At 57.3% G+C, this 18,850-nt stretch carries 19 protein-coding genes; 12 read left to right on the top strand and 7 right to left on the bottom strand.

The window, feature by feature from the left end:
* Positions 1-21 precede the first annotated feature (21 nt).
* The 10 genes from P4L78_RS22080 (at position 22) to P4L78_RS22035 (ending at position 9,011) form a co-directional block, all read left to right on the top strand.
* Complete coding sequence (locus P4L78_RS22080; protein ID WP_309330782.1) at positions 22-363, top strand: antibiotic biosynthesis monooxygenase; 342 nt, start codon at positions 22-24, stop codon at positions 361-363.
* Positions 363-1,607 carry a flippase gene (locus P4L78_RS22075; RefSeq protein ID WP_309330781.1) on the top strand — a complete coding sequence of 415 codons (1,245 nt, stop codon included), beginning with the start codon at positions 363-365 and terminating at the stop codon, positions 1,605-1,607. The genes P4L78_RS22080 and P4L78_RS22075 overlap by 1 nt, the downstream gene beginning before the upstream one ends.
* The gene (locus P4L78_RS22070) at positions 1,604-2,629 is read left to right on the top strand and encodes a glycosyltransferase family 2 protein (RefSeq protein WP_309330779.1); all 1,026 of its coding nucleotides are present in this window, start codon (positions 1,604-1,606) and stop codon (positions 2,627-2,629) included. The genes P4L78_RS22075 and P4L78_RS22070 overlap by 4 nt, the downstream gene beginning before the upstream one ends.
* The gene (locus tag P4L78_RS22065; protein ID WP_309330777.1) at positions 2,626-3,750 is read left to right on the top strand and encodes a glycosyltransferase; all 1,125 of its coding nucleotides are present in this window, start codon (positions 2,626-2,628) and stop codon (positions 3,748-3,750) included. Before P4L78_RS22070 ends, P4L78_RS22065 begins: the two co-directional genes overlap by 4 nt.
* Positions 3,747-4,568, top strand: a complete 822-nt coding sequence (locus P4L78_RS22060; protein WP_309330775.1) for a glycosyltransferase — start codon at positions 3,747-3,749, stop codon at positions 4,566-4,568. The genes P4L78_RS22065 and P4L78_RS22060 overlap by 4 nt, the downstream gene beginning before the upstream one ends.
* Before the next feature lie 103 nt (positions 4,569-4,671).
* Entirely contained in the window at positions 4,672-5,493 is an 822-nt protein-coding gene (locus tag P4L78_RS22055) for a glycosyltransferase (protein ID WP_309330773.1), read from the top strand.
* Positions 5,490-6,602, top strand: a complete 1,113-nt coding sequence (locus P4L78_RS22050; RefSeq protein ID WP_283148110.1) for a glycosyltransferase — start codon at positions 5,490-5,492, stop codon at positions 6,600-6,602. Before P4L78_RS22055 ends, P4L78_RS22050 begins: the two co-directional genes overlap by 4 nt.
* Positions 6,592-8,049: an undecaprenyl-phosphate galactose phosphotransferase WbaP gene (gene wbaP / locus P4L78_RS22045; protein ID WP_283148111.1), complete on the top strand. Its 1,458-nt coding sequence runs from the start codon at positions 6,592-6,594 to the stop codon at positions 8,047-8,049. Before P4L78_RS22050 ends, wbaP begins: the two co-directional genes overlap by 11 nt.
* Before the next feature lie 123 nt (positions 8,050-8,172).
* Positions 8,173-8,439 (top strand): acyl-CoA-binding protein, encoded by a 267-nt coding sequence (locus tag P4L78_RS22040; protein ID WP_309330771.1) that lies wholly within the window; start codon positions 8,173-8,175, stop codon positions 8,437-8,439.
* A 131-nt stretch (positions 8,440-8,570) separates the two neighbouring features.
* Positions 8,571-9,011: a PaaI family thioesterase gene (locus P4L78_RS22035; protein WP_309330769.1), complete on the top strand. Its 441-nt coding sequence runs from the start codon at positions 8,571-8,573 to the stop codon at positions 9,009-9,011.
* Between the two features lie 135 nt (positions 9,012-9,146).
* Here the strand turns inward: P4L78_RS22035 and P4L78_RS22030 are convergent, their stop codons facing one another.
* Positions 9,147-10,082, bottom strand: a complete 936-nt coding sequence (locus P4L78_RS22030; protein ID WP_283148114.1) for a TerC family protein — start codon at positions 10,080-10,082, stop codon at positions 9,147-9,149.
* A 114-nt stretch (positions 10,083-10,196) separates the two neighbouring features.
* Between P4L78_RS22030 and P4L78_RS22025 the strand changes: the two genes are divergently transcribed.
* A complete protein-coding gene (locus tag P4L78_RS22025; RefSeq protein WP_309330766.1) occupies positions 10,197-10,961 on the top strand; it encodes a TatD family hydrolase in 765 nt (254 codons plus the stop codon).
* 102 nt (positions 10,962-11,063) lie between these two features.
* The gene (locus P4L78_RS22020; protein ID WP_309330764.1) at positions 11,064-11,573 is read left to right on the top strand and encodes an N-acetyltransferase family protein; all 510 of its coding nucleotides are present in this window, start codon (positions 11,064-11,066) and stop codon (positions 11,571-11,573) included.
* 81 nt (positions 11,574-11,654) lie between these two features.
* Here P4L78_RS22020 and P4L78_RS22015 read toward each other — a convergent pair whose 3' ends face one another.
* From P4L78_RS22015 to gpmI, 6 genes are all read right to left on the bottom strand, one after another.
* Complete coding sequence (locus tag P4L78_RS22015) at positions 11,655-12,554, bottom strand: tryptophan--tRNA ligase (RefSeq protein WP_309330762.1); 900 nt, start codon at positions 12,552-12,554, stop codon at positions 11,655-11,657.
* Between the two features lie 237 nt (positions 12,555-12,791).
* Complete coding sequence (locus P4L78_RS22010; RefSeq protein WP_283148118.1) at positions 12,792-13,589, bottom strand: molybdopterin-synthase adenylyltransferase MoeB; 798 nt, start codon at positions 13,587-13,589, stop codon at positions 12,792-12,794.
* Between the two features lie 82 nt (positions 13,590-13,671).
* A complete protein-coding gene (locus P4L78_RS22005; RefSeq protein ID WP_309330760.1) occupies positions 13,672-14,079 on the bottom strand; it encodes a hypothetical protein in 408 nt (135 codons plus the stop codon).
* 153 nt (positions 14,080-14,232) lie between these two features.
* The gene (locus P4L78_RS22000; protein ID WP_309330758.1) at positions 14,233-15,750 is read right to left on the bottom strand and encodes a S41 family peptidase; all 1,518 of its coding nucleotides are present in this window, start codon (positions 15,748-15,750) and stop codon (positions 14,233-14,235) included.
* A gap of 41 nt (positions 15,751-15,791) precedes the next feature.
* Positions 15,792-17,180 carry a murein hydrolase activator EnvC gene (locus P4L78_RS21995; protein WP_283148121.1) on the bottom strand — a complete coding sequence of 463 codons (1,389 nt, stop codon included), beginning with the start codon at positions 17,178-17,180 and terminating at the stop codon, positions 15,792-15,794.
* A gap of 55 nt (positions 17,181-17,235) precedes the next feature.
* On the bottom strand, positions 17,236-18,786 hold the full coding sequence (gene gpmI, locus P4L78_RS21990; protein WP_309330756.1) for a 2,3-bisphosphoglycerate-independent phosphoglycerate mutase: 1,551 nt from the start codon (positions 18,784-18,786) through the stop codon (positions 17,236-17,238).
* Positions 18,787-18,850 lie beyond the last annotated feature (64 nt).

Below are 18,850 nucleotides of genomic sequence, written 5' to 3'. Positions count from 1 at the left end.
TCAACGGCACCCAGAAAAACCATGTATTCAGCGACTTTCATTTTCAGGAAAAAACAGTACGACGCCGAGTTCGAGCGCCTTGATGCGTCGATCATGGCCGCCGCACAGTCCATCCCTGAATTTGCCGGACAAGACACTTGGGAAAACGCCGCCCAGGAGCTCACCTGCGTGGTGTATTACTGGCATTCGCTGGCAGGTTTGCGAGCGCTGATGCAGCACCCGGACCATATTACCGCCAAGCAAAACTACCAGACCTGGTACAAGGGCTATCACGTGGTGATCGCCGAAGTCTTGCGCACTTATGGCGACGAGACGATCGACCATCCCACGCGCCAGATCGGCCACGCCGGAGCAGCGCCCTGATGGATCGCAAGCTCGCGGGAAATATTGTCGCGCTTTACGTGGTGAAGGGATTGCAGTACCTGATCTCCTTCGTCACCTTTCCGTTTCTGACCCACGTGCTGCAGGCGCAGTCGTTCGGTGCGATGAACTACGCGGCATCGGTGATCCAGTACGGCATCTTGTTTACCGATTTTGGCTTTGATCTGTCCGCCACCCGCGAAATTGCCGTGGCGCGCGATGACCCGGCGCGGATCGCCGCTATTTTCTGGCGCACCATGGTGGCCAAATCCTGCCTGATGCTGGTGTCGCTGGTGCTGCTCACGGCGGCGATCATGCTGGTGCCGGACTGGCGCATGCTGGCGCCGGTGTTTCTGTTTTCGCTGGCCAATATCGTGGCGTCGGTGTGTTTTCCGACCTGGTATTTCCAGGGCATGGAAGAATTGCGGGCCGCTTCGGTCATCAGCGTGATTGCCCGCGCCTTGTTGCTGGGATTCTTGCTGCTGCTGGTGCGTAGTCCCGACGACGTTGGCCTGGCGGTGGTATTACAAGCCGCGCCGATGATCCTGGCAGGCGCATTCTGGTGGATCATCCAGTGGGGACTACAGCGCCCGGCCTGGGTGCGACCCGGTCAGGCGGATGTCAAAGTCTCGCTGCGGGCTAGCTGGCCATTTTTTCTTTCTGCGTTATCGACCAGCCTGTACACCACTGCCACCACCACACTGGTCGGTCTGTACAGTGGTGTACTGCAGGTGGGCTACTTCTCTGCCGCCAACAAACTGCTGGTTAATGTACAAGGTCTGATCGCCTTGCTGGTGCAGGCAACTTATCCACGCATCGCCCAACTCGCCCATCACAACAAACCGGCGGCGGTATCGATGATCCGCAAAGCCACTTTGTTACAAGGCTCGGCGGGTCTGGTGCTGACCTTGATCCTGCTGATCGGCGCACCGTGGCTGATGCCGTTTCTGGCGGGCAAAGACCTGGCCGCTGCCGCGCCGGTCATGATGTGGCTGGCGCCAATTGTGCTGCTCAGCGCCTTTAGCTACGTATTCGGCATGCAGTCGTTACTACCGTTTGGTGAAGAACGTTATTTCAGCCGCGTATTGATTGTTGCTGGCGTCATTAACGTGCTGGGATTGTTGATCCTGCTGCCGGGCCACGGGGCGGTGCGTGCTGCACAAGTGGTGCTGGCTGTTGAAACATATATCGTCGTCGCTTTCTGGTGGCGTGCCCGCAAGGTTCTGAAGGAGGCTGCTGCCGTATGACCACGCCTGCCGTCAGTATTGTTTTGCCGTGCTACAACAGCGCGCCGTATTTACAGGAAACGCTGGATTCCTTATCCGCGCAGACTTTTACCGATTTTGAATGTCTGGCGATTGACGATGGTTGCACCGATCAAACGCTGGCGATCCTGCAAGCGCATGCATTTCGCGATCCGCGTTTCCAGATCATCACCCGCGAAAATCGCGGTTTGATCGCCACGCTCAATGAAGGCATCGCCGCTGCGCGCGGAGCATGGCTGGCGCGCATGGATGCCGATGACCTGGCTGAGCCCGAACGTCTGCAAATTCAGCTCGCCACCCTGGAACAAACCGGCGCTGACGTGTGCGGCACCTGGGTGCAGTTCTTTGGCGAGCGTTCCGGCATCTGGCAGACCCCGCTGGACGATGCCTCGATCAAATTGCAGTTGCTGTTCAACGTCGCTTTTGCCCACCCCAGCGTAGTGGCCCGCACCAGCTTGCTGCGGGAGGTCCCCTATGACGCTGGCGCAGTTCACGCGGAGGACTACGCCTTGTGGTGCGCACTGGCGACGCGTGGTGCACATTTTGTGAACGTCGCGCAGCCGCTGTTACGCTATCGCTGCCACGCCGGGCAGATCACCCAGACCAAACGGGATGCCTTGCGCCAAACGGCCCAACGCATCCGCGCCGCTTATGCTCTTGTTTTGCTGCCTGCCGCGTTGCAAGCGCGTGCGGTCCAGTTTGCCGAATACGCCGAGCCGGGCCGTACCTTGTTGCCGGACGACTTTGCGGCTTACGCCGATATGCTCTTGGCGATCCATCAAGCGCATCCGGTGGGCGCTGCGGTGCTGGCCGAGGCATGGATCGAAGCATGGCAGCGCACGCAGCCTGCGGCCCAAACCTTGCCGGTGGTCGGGCGCTTGCGGGCGGCTTTACCGTTCGCGCTGGAGCGCAGCGGGTTTTATCGGAAACAATGGATCAAACACCGGCTGGGACAGGGAGTGTTGCAGGCGTTGCAGCGACTCACCGGTAAAGGAAGCCGATGAAAATCACATTCTTCTTGCGCGGCTTGGGTCTGGGCGGAGTGGAACGTTGTGCCGCGCTGGTAGGCGAAGGGCTGGCGGCACGCGGTTTTCAGGTCACTCTGGTCACGCTGGGCGACGCCACCAATCTGTGGCAAGAGCGTACGCGCACGGTGCGGGTGGTGGATTTGTCCCAAGCCTGGCATCCCAAAAAACCGTGGACCTGGCTGGCGGGTTGGCGCGCTGCGCGCAAGCTGGCAACTGAGGCCGATGTGGTGGTTGCCGCCACCTTCCTGATGCCGCTATACATGGCCTGGCTGGCCACGCGCGGGCTGGGCAAACGGCTGGTGGCTTGGGTGCATGGCCCGCTGGCAAACGTGGATGCCGCCGCGCATATGAACCCGGTCCATCGCTTTGCTTGCCAGAATATTTATCGGCGCATTGAGAACATTGTTTTTGTCTCCGGCCACGCTCGGCAATCACTGGGTAAATGGCTTGATGAACCGGTCAAACCAGGCTGGCAAGTTATTCCCAATTTTGTCGAAGACGTCGAGCCGCGGCCACCGCGCTATCCCGGCAACCCGCTGCGCTTGCTGTTTGTGGGCCGTATTGATGTCGAAAAGCAGCCTGACTTGTGGCTGGATACGCTGGCGGCTTTGGTCGAACGCAATCAGCTGGCCCGGCTGACGGTGCTGGGTGACGGCCCGTTGCGTGGGGCATTGCAGGCGCAGGCGGAAAAGCGCGGTCTGGCGGGTTTGATCGAATTTATGGGCACGCGCCATGACGTCGCCGACTTCATGCGTCGCGCAGATTTTTTGCTGCTGACATCCTGGTTTGAAGGCTGCCCGCTGGTGGTGCTGGAAGCCATGAAAGCTGGCCTGCCGGTGGTCACAACCAATGCCGGTGGCGTGGTCGAACTGTTTGGTGAGCAGGCGCACGAATATGTGACCGAAGCGGCCACCGGCGTGGCGCTGGCCGAACTGATTCTGGCGCAAGTTCCTAAACACCCGGCGCTGGCGGCGCAACTGCGTTTGCGCTCGCATGACTATGACAAGCAACTGTTGCTGGAACGCTGGTCCGTGCTGTTTAACCGCGCACCTGGCAAACTGCAATTGCAAAAAACTGAACTGGAGCAACACCGGTGACGATTTCACACAACCGGGTCGCGCTGCTGATTCCGCATTTCAATAATCCACAAGGTATGGTGGAATCGCTGGCATCGGTCGGCGCTGACGAACAGGTTGACGCCTGGGTAGTCGATGACGGCAGTGTGCGGCAACAACTGGATGAAGCCGCCTGCCGTGCTGCATGGCAAGCGCAAGGCAGCTTGAATTTTGTGTATCTGCCGCAGAATCAGGGGATCGAGTTTGCACTGAATGCGGGCCTGGCCGCGTTGATGAATGCCGGTGGTTATGAGTACATCGCCCGGCTGGATTGTGGCGATCTGAATATGCCTGATCGCTGCTCGCGGCAAGCGGCCTATATGGATGCCCACCCAGATGTTTATCTGCTGGGCAGCGCGGTAGTGTTTTTTGATGAAACCGGCGATCGCTTTACGCTCAACCAGCCACAAACGCACGAACAGATCGTGCGGCAAATGCATGTCGATAATGCGTTTACCCATCCGGCTGTCATGTTCCGGGCAGCTGGAGTTCGCGAGTTGGGCGCATACCCAGTGGACTGCAAGGCCGCCGAAGACTTCGCTTATTTCTGGAAATTTGTAGCGCGTTATCGCACTGCAAATCTGCCCGAAATATTGCTCCGGACCGAATACACCACGGCGGGGATTTCGTTATCGCGCCGCCGCCGGCAGCAGTGGTCGCGTTTTAAAGTATTGCTGCGCCATGTGGATTGCGCGCCCCGCTCCTGGTTAATGTTGCTCAAGCCGCTGGTGTGGCTGGTGGTGCCGTTTGGTGTGGCGCGCAAGGTCAAACAATGGCTGGGCGTTCGTAGCTGGTCATAGGCGGACTGGATTGATTGGCATTCGCCGTATGCCGACTGAACAAATTGTGCCCACAGCACTCGTAAAGAACCCAGGTTAAAAGACCGAACAGATTTATCAGAACATGGCCGAAACCCAAAACCGACTCATTTGCCTGATTCCGCATTACAACAACCCGACCGGGCTGGTGAGTTCGCTCGCTTCATTTGGTGCTACCGAACAAGTTGATGTGCTGGTCGTTGATGATGGCAGCGCGCGTGCACCGATAGACGAGCGGGCCGCTCGGGATGCTTTTGCCGCCCAGGGCGTGCTGCGCTTTTTGTTTCTGCCGAAAAACCGCGGCATTGAGTATGCGCTCAATAGCGGCTTGGGCTGGATCGAATCACGCGGTTATGAACTGATCGCCCGGCTTGATTGCGGTGATACCAATGTCGCCGACCGCTTTGCTCGGCAGGTCGCGTTTCTGGATGCGCATCCCGATGTGATGCTGCTGGGCGGCGCCGCCAGCATGGTTGATCCGCAGGGCGTTGAGCAATTTGTGCTGCGCCATCCAACTGCTTATGCGGATATCCAGAAAGCCATGCATCTGAACTCGGCCTTCATCCATCCGGCAGTGATGTTTCGTACCGCTGCGCTGGCCAGCACCGGTCACTATCCGCTTGATGCGCCAGCGGCTGAAGATTACGCCTTGTTCTGGACGTTCACCCGGCAGTTTCCGGTTGCCAATCTGGCCGATGTACTGATCCGCTATGAACTTGATCCGGGCGGTATTTCGCTTTCGAAACGCAATCGGCAGTTGAAGTCACGGCTGGCGCTGCAATGGCGTTACAAAGACGGCAGCCTGGCCGCATGGAAGGGGCTGGCGCGCAGCGTGTTGCTCTTGTTACTGCCATACGGCCTGGTTTTCAAACTCAAGGCACGCTTGCGGCAAGGGAAGGCTGCATGAGCCATATCGTCCATGTGGTCGAGTCGTTCGGGGCCGGTACACTTTCGATGGTGACCGCCATTGCCAACCGCCAGCGCGCCGATGGCTTGCGGGTAACCATCATCCACAGCGTTCGTGAGGAAACGCCGGATAACTGGCGCGAGCTGTTTGCCGAAGGCATTGCGCTGATCCAGCTGCCCATGACGCGTTCGATTTCCCCTGTTGCCGATTTTCGCGCAGGGCGTCTGTTGCATGGCACGCTCAAAACACTGGCGCCGGATGTGGTGCATCTGCATTCCAGCAAAGCCGGCGCGCTGGGGCGGATTCTGAGCATGATTTATCGCGGCCCCAAGTGGTTCTTCTCGCCCCATGGCTTGTCGTTTTTGCAGCGGGCCGAAGGGCGCTTGAAGAATTCGATTTTCTTGTTGATTGAAAAACTGCTGGCGGGTGCGCCGGTGACGTTTGTTGCGTGCTCGCCTGGCGAGGCCGGTGAAATCCGTACGCATCTATCCAAAAACGTGGTCGAAGTGCACAACGCCGTCGATATCGATGCCGTGCCGCTGGCATTGGGCAACGAAGGCGTAGTGCGCATAGGCACGGTTGGCCGCGTTACGCTGGCACGCAATCCGGAACTGTTTGCTGAAATCGCCGCCGCGCTGAGTCAACCCGGCGAGATCGAATTTGTATGGATTGGCGGTGGGGATGAATCCGGTGAAACCGCCCTCAAGCAAGCGGGTGTCAAACTCACTGGCTGGGTTGATCGCAAAGCTGCGTTGCAACATATGGCCGGGCTGGATATCTACATTCAGACCTCGCGCTGGGAAGGCATGCCGGTGGCGGTACTCGAAGCCATGGCCGCAGGCTTGCCGGTGGTGGCAACCGACGTGATCGGTAACCGCGATCTGGTGCGAGACGGCATCAATGGCTACCTGGGGCATACTGCCGCCGATTTCACCGCCCGCTTGGCGTTGCTCGCGCAAGACCGCCACGCTCGCGTTGAACTGGGTCAACGAGCCCGTCACTTCGTACAGGACTATTACTCGCTGGATGTCATGATGGCGGCGCTGTACGCCGCGTATGGCATTCACCCGACAGCAGAACCGGAGACGCCGAAACCTTATGTCGCTTAAACACGAAGGCCCTGAGCGCGCCAAAATCTGGCTGGCGCTGGCCGACTTTGCCGCGCTGGCGATTGCTTTTGCCGTAGCCATGTTGCTGCTGTGGCTGTTCCGCTATCAACGTATCAGCGCCAGTTTTGATTTGTGGTGGATGTGGGAAGGGCGCCAACAAGGCATGGCGTTTTTGCTGCTGGCGCTGTTAACGGTGGCCAACTTCTGGTGGCGTGGTCATTACAGCTTGCGCTTGCCGTTCTGGGATCAACTGCTGGATATCCTGCGCGCCTTGCTGCTGGCCGGTTTGCTCAATGGCATGCTGGTGTTGCTGGGCAAGTTCACCGTGTCGCGGTTCTTGTGGCCGGTGTCGTGGGGCGTGGCGCTGGTGTTGCTGCCGTGGCTGCGCAGCGCGGCCAAAGGCTGGCTGCTCAAGCTCAATATCTGGCAAATGCCAACGGTGATCGTCGGTACCGGCGAGAATGCGCTGGCGGCGTATCGGGCCATGAAAAGCGAACGTCAGTTGGGGTTCCGGATTGAAGCGTTTCTGGCCGTAGGCAAAGACGCGCCAGATAGCGTTGAGGTCAATGGCGCGCTTCTGCCAGTGATCTCCATTCCGTGTGATGGCTTGACCGCATGGCTGGATGCCAACGCCCGCCCGCACGTGGTGGTAGCGGTGGATGAAGAAGAACTCAAAGCCTTGGCCAACCAGATTGAACAGCTGACGCTGCGCTACAAAGACATCCACATCATTCCGCCGATCGCCGGTCTGCCATTGTTTGGTGTGGTGCCGTATCACTTTTTCAGCCATGAAGTATTGTTGCTGCGGGTGCGTAATAACCTGACCGTGCGCACGCTGATGTGGATGAAGCGGATTTTTGACCTGACCGGGGCAATTTTCGGACTCATCGTGCTCTCGCCGATCCTGCTTTACATGATGCTGCAGGTGAAACGTCAGGGCGGGCCGGGCAGCGTGTTCTTTGGTCATGTGCGCATAGGCATGAACGGCAAACCGTTCAAATGCTGGAAATTTCGCACCATGGTGCATAACAGTCAGGAAGTGCTGGAGCATTTGCTGGCGACCGACCCGCAAGCGCGGGCCGAATGGGACAAAGACTTCAAGCTCAAGAACGATCCGCGTATTACCCGCATTGGGCACTTTCTGCGTCGCACCAGCCTGGACGAAATTCCGCAATTGTGGAATGTAATCAAAGGCCAGATGAGTCTGGTTGGACCACGCCCGATCATCGACGAAGAACTGGCCCGCTATGGCGACAAAGTGGACTTCTATCTGGAAGCGCGCCCTGGCTTGACTGGTCTGTGGCAGGTGTCGGGTCGCAACGACACCACCTATGATGAACGCGTGGCGCTGGACGCCTGGTATGTTAAAAACTGGAATCTCTGGTACGACATCGCCATCATCTGCAAAACCATACGCAGTGTGACTGGCGGGCACGGCGCGTATTGAGGCTTGAGGCGTAGGGACTTTCCCGCGCCCCGGCGTTTGGCAGATAGCCCGGTCTGGCTGCAGCAAGCTATACTCGCCAACAGCAATTCAAACGAACGTTTTAATATTCCGTGGGGAGTCACCATGTCCACTTTGGCCGAGCAATTCAAGACCGCGCAGGAAGAAGTTGTCCAACTGAACGACGCGCCGGATGTACAAACCAAGCTCAAGCTGTACGCGCTGTACAAGCAAGCGACCGATGGCAATGTCAACGGCGATCGCCCTTCAGCCATTAACTTTGTAGCGCAGGCCAAATACGACGCCTGGGCCAAACTGCAAGGCTTGTCGAACGATGAGGCCATGACGCAGTACGTGGCGTTGGTGGAAGAACTCAAAAAGAACGACAGCTAAGCAAAAAGCAGTTGGAGAAAAGGCCGGTCAGTTACCGGCCTTTTTGTTGGGTTTGATTTCCCGTTCTGATTGTTTCCGTCTGCTCAACCGTGAGCACAGCGGAACCCACTCGATAAGGATGCGGCTAGCCAATGACTAAATCCATTGCTGAATATTCGGGGCTTGAATTGTTGCAAGCCATGGCCCGGGGCGAATTGCCTGCGCCTTCCATTACCGTAACCATGCCGATGTCGTTGCTGGAAGCGGACGCTGGTTTTGTGCGTTTTGCGGCCAAAGCGGATGAGCGCCATCTGAATCCACTGGGCGGGGTCCATGGTGGCTTTGCCGCAACGGTGCTCGATTCTGTCACCGGTTGCGCGGTGCATACCATGCTGGAGGCTGGCGTTGGCTACGGCACGGTTGATCTGACTGTGAAAATGCTCAAGCCAATCCCGCGGGACGTGCCATTGGTGGCCGAAGGCAAGGTGCTGCATATCTCCCGCACCTTGGGCGTGGCTGAGGGCAGTATCCGCAATGCGGAAGGAACGCTGCTGGCACATGCCACGGCGACCTGCATGATTCTGCGTCGCTGAAACGGAGCGGATTCATCCAGAACAAAAAGAGCAGCCACAATGGGCTGCTCTTTTTGTTGTTACCCCTGCAGTTCTCCCGATAACTCCTGGCGAGAATTCCGGGTAGCAAGGATTGACCAAATCAGCCTTCAGATCTCATTGCACCTGCTGCCGGGTCTTGTACATCGAGAACAACACGCCAGCCAGCAACAGACCAAACGTCACGGTCAAAGACAGCACCGACGGCACTTTGATGCCGGCATAAACCAGGCCGATTTTTACGCCAATGAAGATCAGGACCAGAGCCAGCGCGTACTTCAGGTATTCGAATCGATGCACCATGCTGGCGAGCGCAAAGTACAAGGCGCGCAAGCCAAGAATGGCGAAAATGTTCGAGGTGTAAACCACAAACGGATCTTGGGTAATGGCAAAGATCGCCGGAATGCTATCCACCGCGAAAATCAGATCCGCGCCTTCGACCATCAGTAAAGCCAGCAGCAACGGCGTGCCCCAGCGGCCAGCCGCCATGCCATGCTTCTCGCCGCGGATCACAAAATGATTGCCTTGCAGTGTGGGCGTCAGGCGCAAATGGGTTTTGAGATACCGAAACAACTTGCTGTCTTGCAGCGTGTGTTCTTTTTCTTTGGCAAACAGCATTTTGAAGCCGGTGAACACCAGAAACAGGCCAAAGAACAGCAACAGCCATGCAAATTCATGCACCAGCGCCGCGCCCAGACCAATCATGATTGCGCGCATGACCAGCGCGCCCAGAATCCCCCAGAACAGCACGCGATGCTGATAAACGCGCGGAATCGCCAGGCTGGTAAAGATCATGGAAATGATGAACACGTTGTCCATCGATAATGATTTCTCCACCAGAAACCCGGTGTAGAAATCCATGCCGTCGCGGGCCCCGCGCGAATACCAGACCCAGCCGCCAAATGCCAAGCCAGCGCAAATGTAGAATGCGGACAGCTTCAGGCTCTCGGCAATCGAGATTTCCTTGTCTTTTTTGTGCAGCACGCCCAGATCAAACACCAACAAGGCGATGACTACGACGGCAAAAACACCCCAGCTAAATAGATCAGACACGTAAAAGGCTCCGGGTACGGTTGGCTTGCTGTATTGTTTTAATGATCATTTCATAACTGCTGCCAGTTTGACTGAAGCAGCTAACAACAGATACTTGCCAGACACAATAGTTCCATGCTGATTGATAGTCATTGCCACCTTGATGCCCCCGAGTTCGACGCAGATCGCGACGCTGTGGTCGAGCGCTCACGCCTGGCCGGTGTAAAGCGCTGGGTTGTTCCAGCGGTGACCGCAGCTACGTTCGCCACCACCAAAGCCATGCTGCGTTATACCGGGGTCGCGCCTGCCTATGGTTTGCACCCGATATATGTGGCAGAACACCGGGATGAACATCTGGTACAACTCGCGCAATGGTTGCAAGCCGAACAACCTGTTGCCGTGGGTGAGATCGGTCTGGACTTCTTTGTAGAAGGTCTGGATGCCGTGCGCCAGGTGCAAATGTTTGAGGCACAGCTCAAACTGGCGCGGGATTTCGACTTGCCAGTGATTGTGCATATCCGCCGCTCGCAAGATCAGGTCCTTAAGTATCTGCGCAAATGGAAAGTGCGCGGTGGCATTGCACATGCTTTCAATGGCAGTGGCCAACAGGCCGATGAGTTTATCAAGCTGGGTTTCAAGCTTGGTTTTGGTGGAGCGATGACGTATTCGGGCTCGCAGCGTATCCGTAAACTCGCTGCCGAATTACCGCTTGAGGCCATCGTGCTGGAGACGGACTCGCCTGATATCCCGCCTTCCTGGCTGGATCGGGGACGCAACGAACCTTTACATATGTCGGCCTGCGCGCAAGTTCTGGCTGACCTGCGCGGCGATACCGTGGAAAATATAGCCTCGGTAACCGTGGCCAATACCCTGGCCGTCTTGCCGCGCCTTGCTGGCTGAGCAGTTCTCCGTATCCGGTTATGAGCTTCAGCCTGGTTTTTATGGATTTTTGAATAAGGCGTTGCGTGCACTGCGCTGCACCCGCCTGTAACGGGATTTGCTATGTCTTGGTCTTTACGCCTGGCGCATCATGCCGATTTGCCGGTGATCGTCGATATCTACAACAGCACCGTCGCCTCGCGCGAAGTCACCGCTGATACTGAACCCGTCAGTATGGCCAGTCGCGAAGACTGGTTTGCCGCACACCAGAAAGCCACGCGGCCATTGTGGGTAGTGCAGGATGAACAAGGCGCGGTTGCGGGCTGGATGAGCTTTTCATCCTTTTACGGCCGCCCGGCCTATGATGGCACGATTGAGGTGAGTATCTATCTGGCCGAAGCGGCGCGCGGCAAGGGATTGGGGAGCTGGCTATTGCAACAAGCCATGGTGATCTCACCTTCGCTCGGCGTCAAAACCATCCTTGGTTTCATCTTTGGTCACAACCAGCCCAGCCTCGGTTTATTCCGCAAGTTTGGCTTTACCGAATGGGCCAATCTGCCACGCATCGCCGTGCTGGATGACGTTGAGCGGGACTTGATCATCCTTGGCCTGCGCTTGCCTGAATCGGCCTGATTCCTGGCTTGGTGCATACGAAAAGAGCCATCCAGACCGGATGGCTCTTTGTTTATGGTCCCTGGCAGCTGCCGCGTCAGCTTATACGCCCAAACCAAGCCGGACTTCATCCAGTGTCGCCGCAACGATATTGCGAGCGCGCTCAGTGCCATCGCGCAAAATGCTCAGCACTTGCTCTGGATCGCGGGCAAGCGCATTGCGGCGCTCGCGAATCGGCTCCAGGAATTGCTGCACACATTCTTCCAGATGATGGCGGATCACCGCGTCGCTCAAGCCGCCACGACGGTATTTGGATTTCAGGTCATCCAGAAAATGGATGTCGGTTTCGAAAGCGTCCAGGAAGAAGAACACTTCATTGTGATCGACATCGCCTGGCGCTTTGCTGCCGGGCCGGTTTGGGTCTGTCGCTAGCGCGTGGATCGCCGCGCTGATGGCGTCCGGGTTGGCGGCCAGTGGCATGGCGTGGGCTGCCGAGTTGACCGCTACACGATTACGGGCGGTGGCGGCCATGACGGGTGCGGCTTCAACCAGAATTTGTGTACCGGCGCGTTCGTTCACTGCACGTACCAGCTGATTTCCGCGTTCGACCATGATCGCTTGTTGCGGGTCGGTGGTCGGAACCAGCCGTGCCTTCAAGGCTGTGATATCGGCAATCCCATGGTTGGCGATCACGGTGCTCTGGCTACCCAGAATGTCCGCGCCCAAGCGGGCGTAGCACGCAGTCAGCTCATGCAGTTCTGGCACCTGGGATTGCACAAACAGCGTGCTGCGGGCCGGATCAATCCCGATTGCCAGGTAATCCAGCGCCACGTCGATCACGTTGCTTGCATTGGCGTCGGTATCAGCCAGCATCAAAAACTGGCGATGCTTGTCCTGGTAATTGAGGCGATGCCGCAAGGTGCGCACGTAATGACCGAGACCAAGCGGGCCGGTGGCTTTATCGCCAGTCAACAGAATCTGGTTCGGTGGGATTACGGTCATGATCGAGTGCTCCTGCGGATTGTGATCCGCTTTGGGTGAAGCGCCGATTCGGGGGAGGGGGATTCCAGAAACACCAAAGCCGCCTGAATCGGCGGCTTCGTATAGTCAAAATGATACGCGTGGCCGCCAGTTAGAAGCGATACCACCAATAAAAGCTAGCAACAGAAGGGTGCTGGATTTGCGTATTCATGCTTTTAACTATGCCCTGGATCAAAAATGCTTGTAAAGAATTATTTTTCAGGCTGCGGTGTGAGAAATACCGCACACCGGGCAGGCCGGGTCCTTTTTGTAGCGCATCTCGCGCCATGCCATATTGCGCACATCCAGCAGCAGCAAGCGCCCAATTAGCGGTTTGCCGACGCCGGTAATGAGTTTGAGTGCTTCTGCCGCCTGCGCCGTGCCGATCATGCCGGTCAGCGGTGAGAACACGCCAAATGTGGCGCACGGGCTGTCGCTGGCGTCGCCTTCTTCGCCAAACAGGCAGTGATAACACGGGTTGGTGGCGTCGCGTGCATCAAAGGTGGTGAGCTGACCATCAAAGCTCACGGCGGCCCCTGAGACCAGTGGCACCCGCGCAGCGACGCAAGCGCGGTTCACTGCATGGCGGGTGGCAAAATTGTCGCAGCAATCGAGTACCAGGTCCGCCCCCCGTACGAGTTCTAGCAGTCGTTCGCCGGCCAGCCGCTCACCAAGTGGCGTGATGTGAATTTCGGAATTGATAGCAGCCAGCGTTTGCGCGGCAGATTGGGCCTTGTTCCAGCCAATGCGATCCTGGCTGTGGATGATCTGCCGCTGCAGGTTGGTCAGGTCAACCTCATCAGCATCGGCAATGGTGAGCGAGCCCACGCCAGCGGCGGCCAGATAAAGGGCTGCGGGCGCACCCAGACCACCGGCGCCCACAACAAGTACCTTGGCGGCACTGATCTTTGCCTGGCCTTCCACGCCAATCTCATCCAGCAAAATATGGCGGCTGTAGCGCAGCAACTGGTTGTCGTTCAGGTCAGGCACTGCTGCGATGTTTATGGACTGGGTCATAGGGTATGGATCAATGAAAACGGGGCCAAAGCCCCGTTCGATGTGCGGTCGGGATCAGTGTGATCCCCAATGCAATTGCCGGTTACAGATAGCGCCGCAGTTCTTCAGGCGTATCGTCATGGTCGCCATGCAAGTGGTGTTCCCACGCCTTGACGAATACTTCACGACTCTTGGTGGGATGCTCGGGGATTTGCGTATTATCGCGCTGAACGTCTTCCGTGTAATGGATCAAAGCCCGCTTGATCTTTTGCAGAATACTGCCGTCCAGATGAAATCCGCCGCTTTGCAACCAGGTTTCCAGCTCCAGTAGCGTATGTTCCAGCACATCGTAGTGAACGGTAACGCGACGTTCGCTTTCGTGCGGCTGCACCACTACGCCGGGGATGCGGCCAAGCAGGCGAGCCGCCTGCACTGCCTGATCTGTGGGCAGGACGTGAAACACGATGTCATGTGTTTTCTGGCGTTCGGGTGGCGTGTGGGCGGACGTCATGGCAAAACTTCCCGTTACTGGCGTCGATGGCTTTAGCTTAGGCGCTTTGGCGCAATTTTGCATCGCTGAACTTGCAAACGGCATAGGCCAATACAACACCGCCAAAGAAAAACCCCGCATATAGCGGGGTTTTTGGGGCAGAGCGCGAACCGTTTACTTCGCTGCAACCGGTGCCGAAGCAGCCGGTGCGACTGGCGCGCCCTTGTTTTGCAACAGTTGCTGCACCTTCAACACGTTCAGAGCCTGTTGCAACTGGTAGTCGTTCTTCGAAACTAGTTGGCGTGGGCCTTCGCTATCGGCTTCGCTGGCGGTCAGTGCCTGTGGTTTGATTACAGGTGCTGCGTTCAGCTTGATCGCTGGCGTGGTGTCCTTGTCTTTGGGCTTGGGTTTGCCGGCATCTTTATCTGTCGGATTGTCCAGATGGTGCTCAAGATCGGATTCGTGCACTTCCAGACCGCTGAAGTCGCCACGACCGGCCACTGTGGCTTCTGCCACTTCGATATCCGGCGTAATGCCCTTGGCCTGGATGGAGCGGCCATTTGGCGTGAAGTAACGTGCGGTTGTGATCTTCAGTGCCGAGGTAGCGTCAATCGGCAGCACGGTTTGCACCGAACCCTTACCGAACGATTGCGTACCCAGGACCAACGCCCGTTTGTGGTCTTGCAACGCGCCGGAGACGATTTCCGAAGCCGATGCCGTACCGCCGTTCACCAGTACCACGATCGGCACTGTTTTCACGTCTTTGGGCAGATCTTTGAAGTAATCGCTCTTGGCATCATCGCGCTGATAGTTGGAGCGATCAGCAGTCAGGCGCACTTTGGAGTCCGGTGTACGGCCTTCGGTGTAAACCACCAGATCCCCTTGCGGCAAGAACGCGGCAGACACACCCACGGCGGAATTCAGCAAGCCGCCGGGGTTGTTACGCAGATCCAGCACCAGACCCTTGAGCGGACCCTTGTTTTGCTTGTACAGATCGCCCAGCGCAGTGGCCAGGTTCTCGGTTGTGCGTTCCTGGAACTGGGTAATGCGGATATAGCCGTAGCCTGGTTCAGTCAGTACCGACTTCACGCTTTGCACTTTGATGATGGCGCGCTTGAGCGGCAGGATCAGAGGCTTGGTTTCGCCTTTGCGCAACAGCGTCAGCGTGACGGTGGAGCCCGCCTTGCCACGCATTTTGCTGACGGCGTCATTGAGCGACATGCCCTGAACCTGGGTGTCATCGATCTTGACGATGTAGTCGCCTGGCTTCACACCCGCCTTGAAGGCTGGAGTGTCTTCGATCGGCGAAACCACGCGGACCAGGCCGTCTTCCATATTCACTTCAAGACCCAGACCGCCAAACTCGCCTTGCGTGCTGACTTGCAAATCTTTGAAGGCGTCTGCATCCAGGTAGTCCGAATGCGGATCAAGACCCGAAACCATGCCCTTGATGGCGTTGTCGATCAGTTTTTTGTCACTGACCGGTTCGACGTAACTTTGTTTGATCAGGCCAAACACCGTGGAAAACGCGCGCAGTTCATCCACTGGCAGTGGATTGGCGCTGGCATCTTTGTCTGCCACCGCAGTGAACGACAAGCTCAGCGCGACCCCAAGGCCAATGCCGGCAAGTACGAGTGCAATTTTCTGCATTTTGCTGGCCGGCTTGTGGGCCGGTTTCTTCAGGCTGGGCATTCAATAGCTCCAAATAACGGGTGTTTGTGTCATGTTAACGGCTATCCGGCCCAGGAGAGCGGATCCAGCGGTTTTCCGTGCTGGCGGATTTCAAAGTATACGCCCGAATCCCCCATGCCACCGCTGTTGCCACTTGTAGCAATGGTGTCGCCTGCGTTGACGGTATCACCAACCCGTTTCAGCAGACTTTCGTTGGCTGCATAGATGCTCATATAGCCGCCACCGTGATCAATAATCATCATGTTGCCAAAGCCACGCAGCCAGTCGGCAAAAACCACCCGACCGGTAGCGACCGCCTTCACCGGCAGGCCACTGGCTGCCCGGATAAACACGCCTTTCCAGGTCGCGCCTTCTGCGCGTTGTGTGCCAAACCGGCCGATTACGTCGCCCTTGAGTGGCAGGCGTAAACGCCCCTTGAGCGCAGCGAACTGCTGACCAGACAGGCTGGCATCCGGCTCTACTGTGTTCTGGCGGGTGACCTTGTCCTGCGCTGGCGCGGTATCCGGGGCTGGCGTTGGGTTGACTTGTGCGGTTGTATCACTGTTGACGTTATTGGCTGGTTGAGCCTGATTCTTGTTTTTCGCCGCATTGGCAGCCTGTTTACGGCGCGCTGCTTCTTCACGCGCCAGACGCTGGGCTTCGGCCTTTTTGCGAGCTGCTTCCTGTTGCGCCCGCTTTAATTCTTGTTGCTTGATGATGGCATCCAGCCGGGCAATCAGCGTAGTCATGCGCTTTTCATCGGCCTGCAATTTGCCGATCTGGTTACGCTGGCTATTGATCTGCTGGGAAAGGCTGCTCAACACCTGCTGCTTTTCTTGCTGATCGTTGAGTAACTCGGCCTTTTGGGCGGCTTTTTGCCGGGCAAGTTCCTGCAGTTCGTCGTTTTTCTCGCGAATCCGGTCAGAAACTTCGTTGAGCTGATCCAGTTGCTGCTGTAACTGCTGCGCCAGTTGTTGTTGCGCGGCAGTCAGATAGCGGTAGTAGGTCAACTCGCGACTGGTTTGATTGGGATCTTGCTGATTGAGCACCAGCCGCCAGGCTTCCAGTTCGCGGGTGCGATAGCGGCTGTTGAGCAGGCCAGCCAGACGCTTCTGGCTATCGCGAATGCTGTTGCGGGTGTTGCCAATGTCGATTTCCATTTGCGCCAATTGCGCGCTGGTGAGCTGGCGCTGGCTGGAAAGATCATTCAGGACCCGATTGGCGTCGGAAATGGCTTTTTCCGACTGCTGCAAAGCATCTGCTGCATCTTTGCGGTGGGATTCGTTGTTAGCCAGATCGTGCTTGAGCTGATCGATCTGGCCACGCAAATCCTGCAACTCACTCTGTTTTTCCTGCTTGTCCTGTTTCGGGGCAGGGCTGACAGTAGATACGGCAGGCGCCGCCGAAGCCAGAGTGGCTGCGGCGGCAAAAAAGAAACCTGCGAGTATCAAGCTGCGGCTCGGCACGAGTCGGATTTAGTCAGGCTATAGAGTCAGTTGCAGTGGGTCAGGCGAAAGTCACCAGCGATTTGCCGGTCATGTCTACCGGTTGCGGCAGGCCCATGATAGCCAGCAAAGTCGGCGCGATGTCTTTCAGTGCGTATTCACCACGTGGCGCCATGGTTGCCGGACGACCAACGTAGATGAAAGGTACCACGTCGGTGGTGTGCTGGGTATGTGGCTGGTGCACACGGTGGTCGTACATCACTTCGCAGTTGCCGTGGTCGGCAGTAATGACTACTTCGCCACCCGCTTTGAGCATGGCCTCAACACACTGGCCGACACAGGCATCCAGCGTTTCTACCGCCTTCACTGCCGCATCAAACACACCGGTGTGACCGACCATATCGCCGTTGGCCAGATTGCAGATAATCGCTGCGTACTGGCCGGATTCGATGGCCTCGACAATCTTGTCAGTCACTTGAGGTGCGGACATTTCCGGTTGCAGATCATAAGTGGCGACTTTGGGCGACGGCACCAGGATGCGGTCTTCGCCCGGGAATTCTTTTTCTTCGCCACCTGAGAAGAAATACGTCACGTGCGGGTATTTTTCAGTCTCGGCAATGCGCAGTTGTTTCAGACCCAACTGGCCGACGTATTCGCCAAAGCTGTTGGAAACCTTGGGCTTTTCATAGGCCACCGGGAAGGAATACGCCTCGGCATACATCGTGGCGGTGCAGAAGTATCCCCAGTTGATCTGGCGCGCGCGGGCGAAGCCGTCAAAGGCTGGATCAGTCAGCGCCACGGCGATTTCACGCGCACGGTCAGCGCGGAAATTCATGAACACCACCACATCGCCATCTTGCGCGCGGGTTGGCGCGCCAATGCTGGTGGCTTTGACGAACTCATCGTTCTCGTCACGGTCGTAAGCGGCTTGCAGGCCATCGAGTGCCGTTGCTGCCTGGTACAAGCCCTTGCCCTCAACGATCACGTTCCAGGCTTCAACTACGCGTTCCCAACGCTTGTCGCGATCCATTGCCCAGTAGCGGCCAGTAATCGATACGATGCGCGCGCTACCAGCTGCATCACAGACTTGTTGCAGTTTTTCCAGGTAAGCTACGCCGCTGCGTGGTGGCGTATCACGGCCATCCAGGAACGCGTGAACGTGAATCTGTTTGACGCCAGCTGCTGCGGCATCGGTGATCAGAGCGTGGATGTGCGACTCGTGGCTATGCACGCCGCCATCAGAGACCAGGCCCAGAATGTGTAGTGTTTTGTGTTCATGCCTGGCGATTTCGATCGCTTGCGCGAATACTGGGTTCAGGCCCAGTTTGCCGTCGGCGACATCGCAGTCGATACGACTGATATCTTGCTGCAGTACGCGACCAGCACCGATATTCAAGTGACCGACTTCGGAGTTGCCGAATTGGCCTGCTGGCAAACCGACAAATTGCTCGGATGCATTGATGGTGGTCCAGGGGTATTGGGCCAGCAGACGGTCAATATTGGGTTTCTTTGCGGCAGCAATCGCGTTGTCTTGTGTTTCTTCGCGATAGCCAAAGCCGTCAAGAATAAGAAGAAGAACCGGTTTTACCTTACTGGGTGTGGCGGCGTTCATTCTGCAGCAAAAGCCTTATCGTAAATCGCAAATGCCTCGTAGTCGGGCGTTGCGGTAGGGTTCC

The sequence above is a fragment of the Silvimonas sp. genome, assembly GCF_031291215.1.
Taxonomy (GTDB): Bacteria; Pseudomonadota; Gammaproteobacteria; order Burkholderiales; family Chitinibacteraceae; genus Silvimonas; species Silvimonas soli.
Note: the sequence above shows the minus strand (reverse complement) of the source record. Positions and strands in the feature narration are given on the sequence as shown.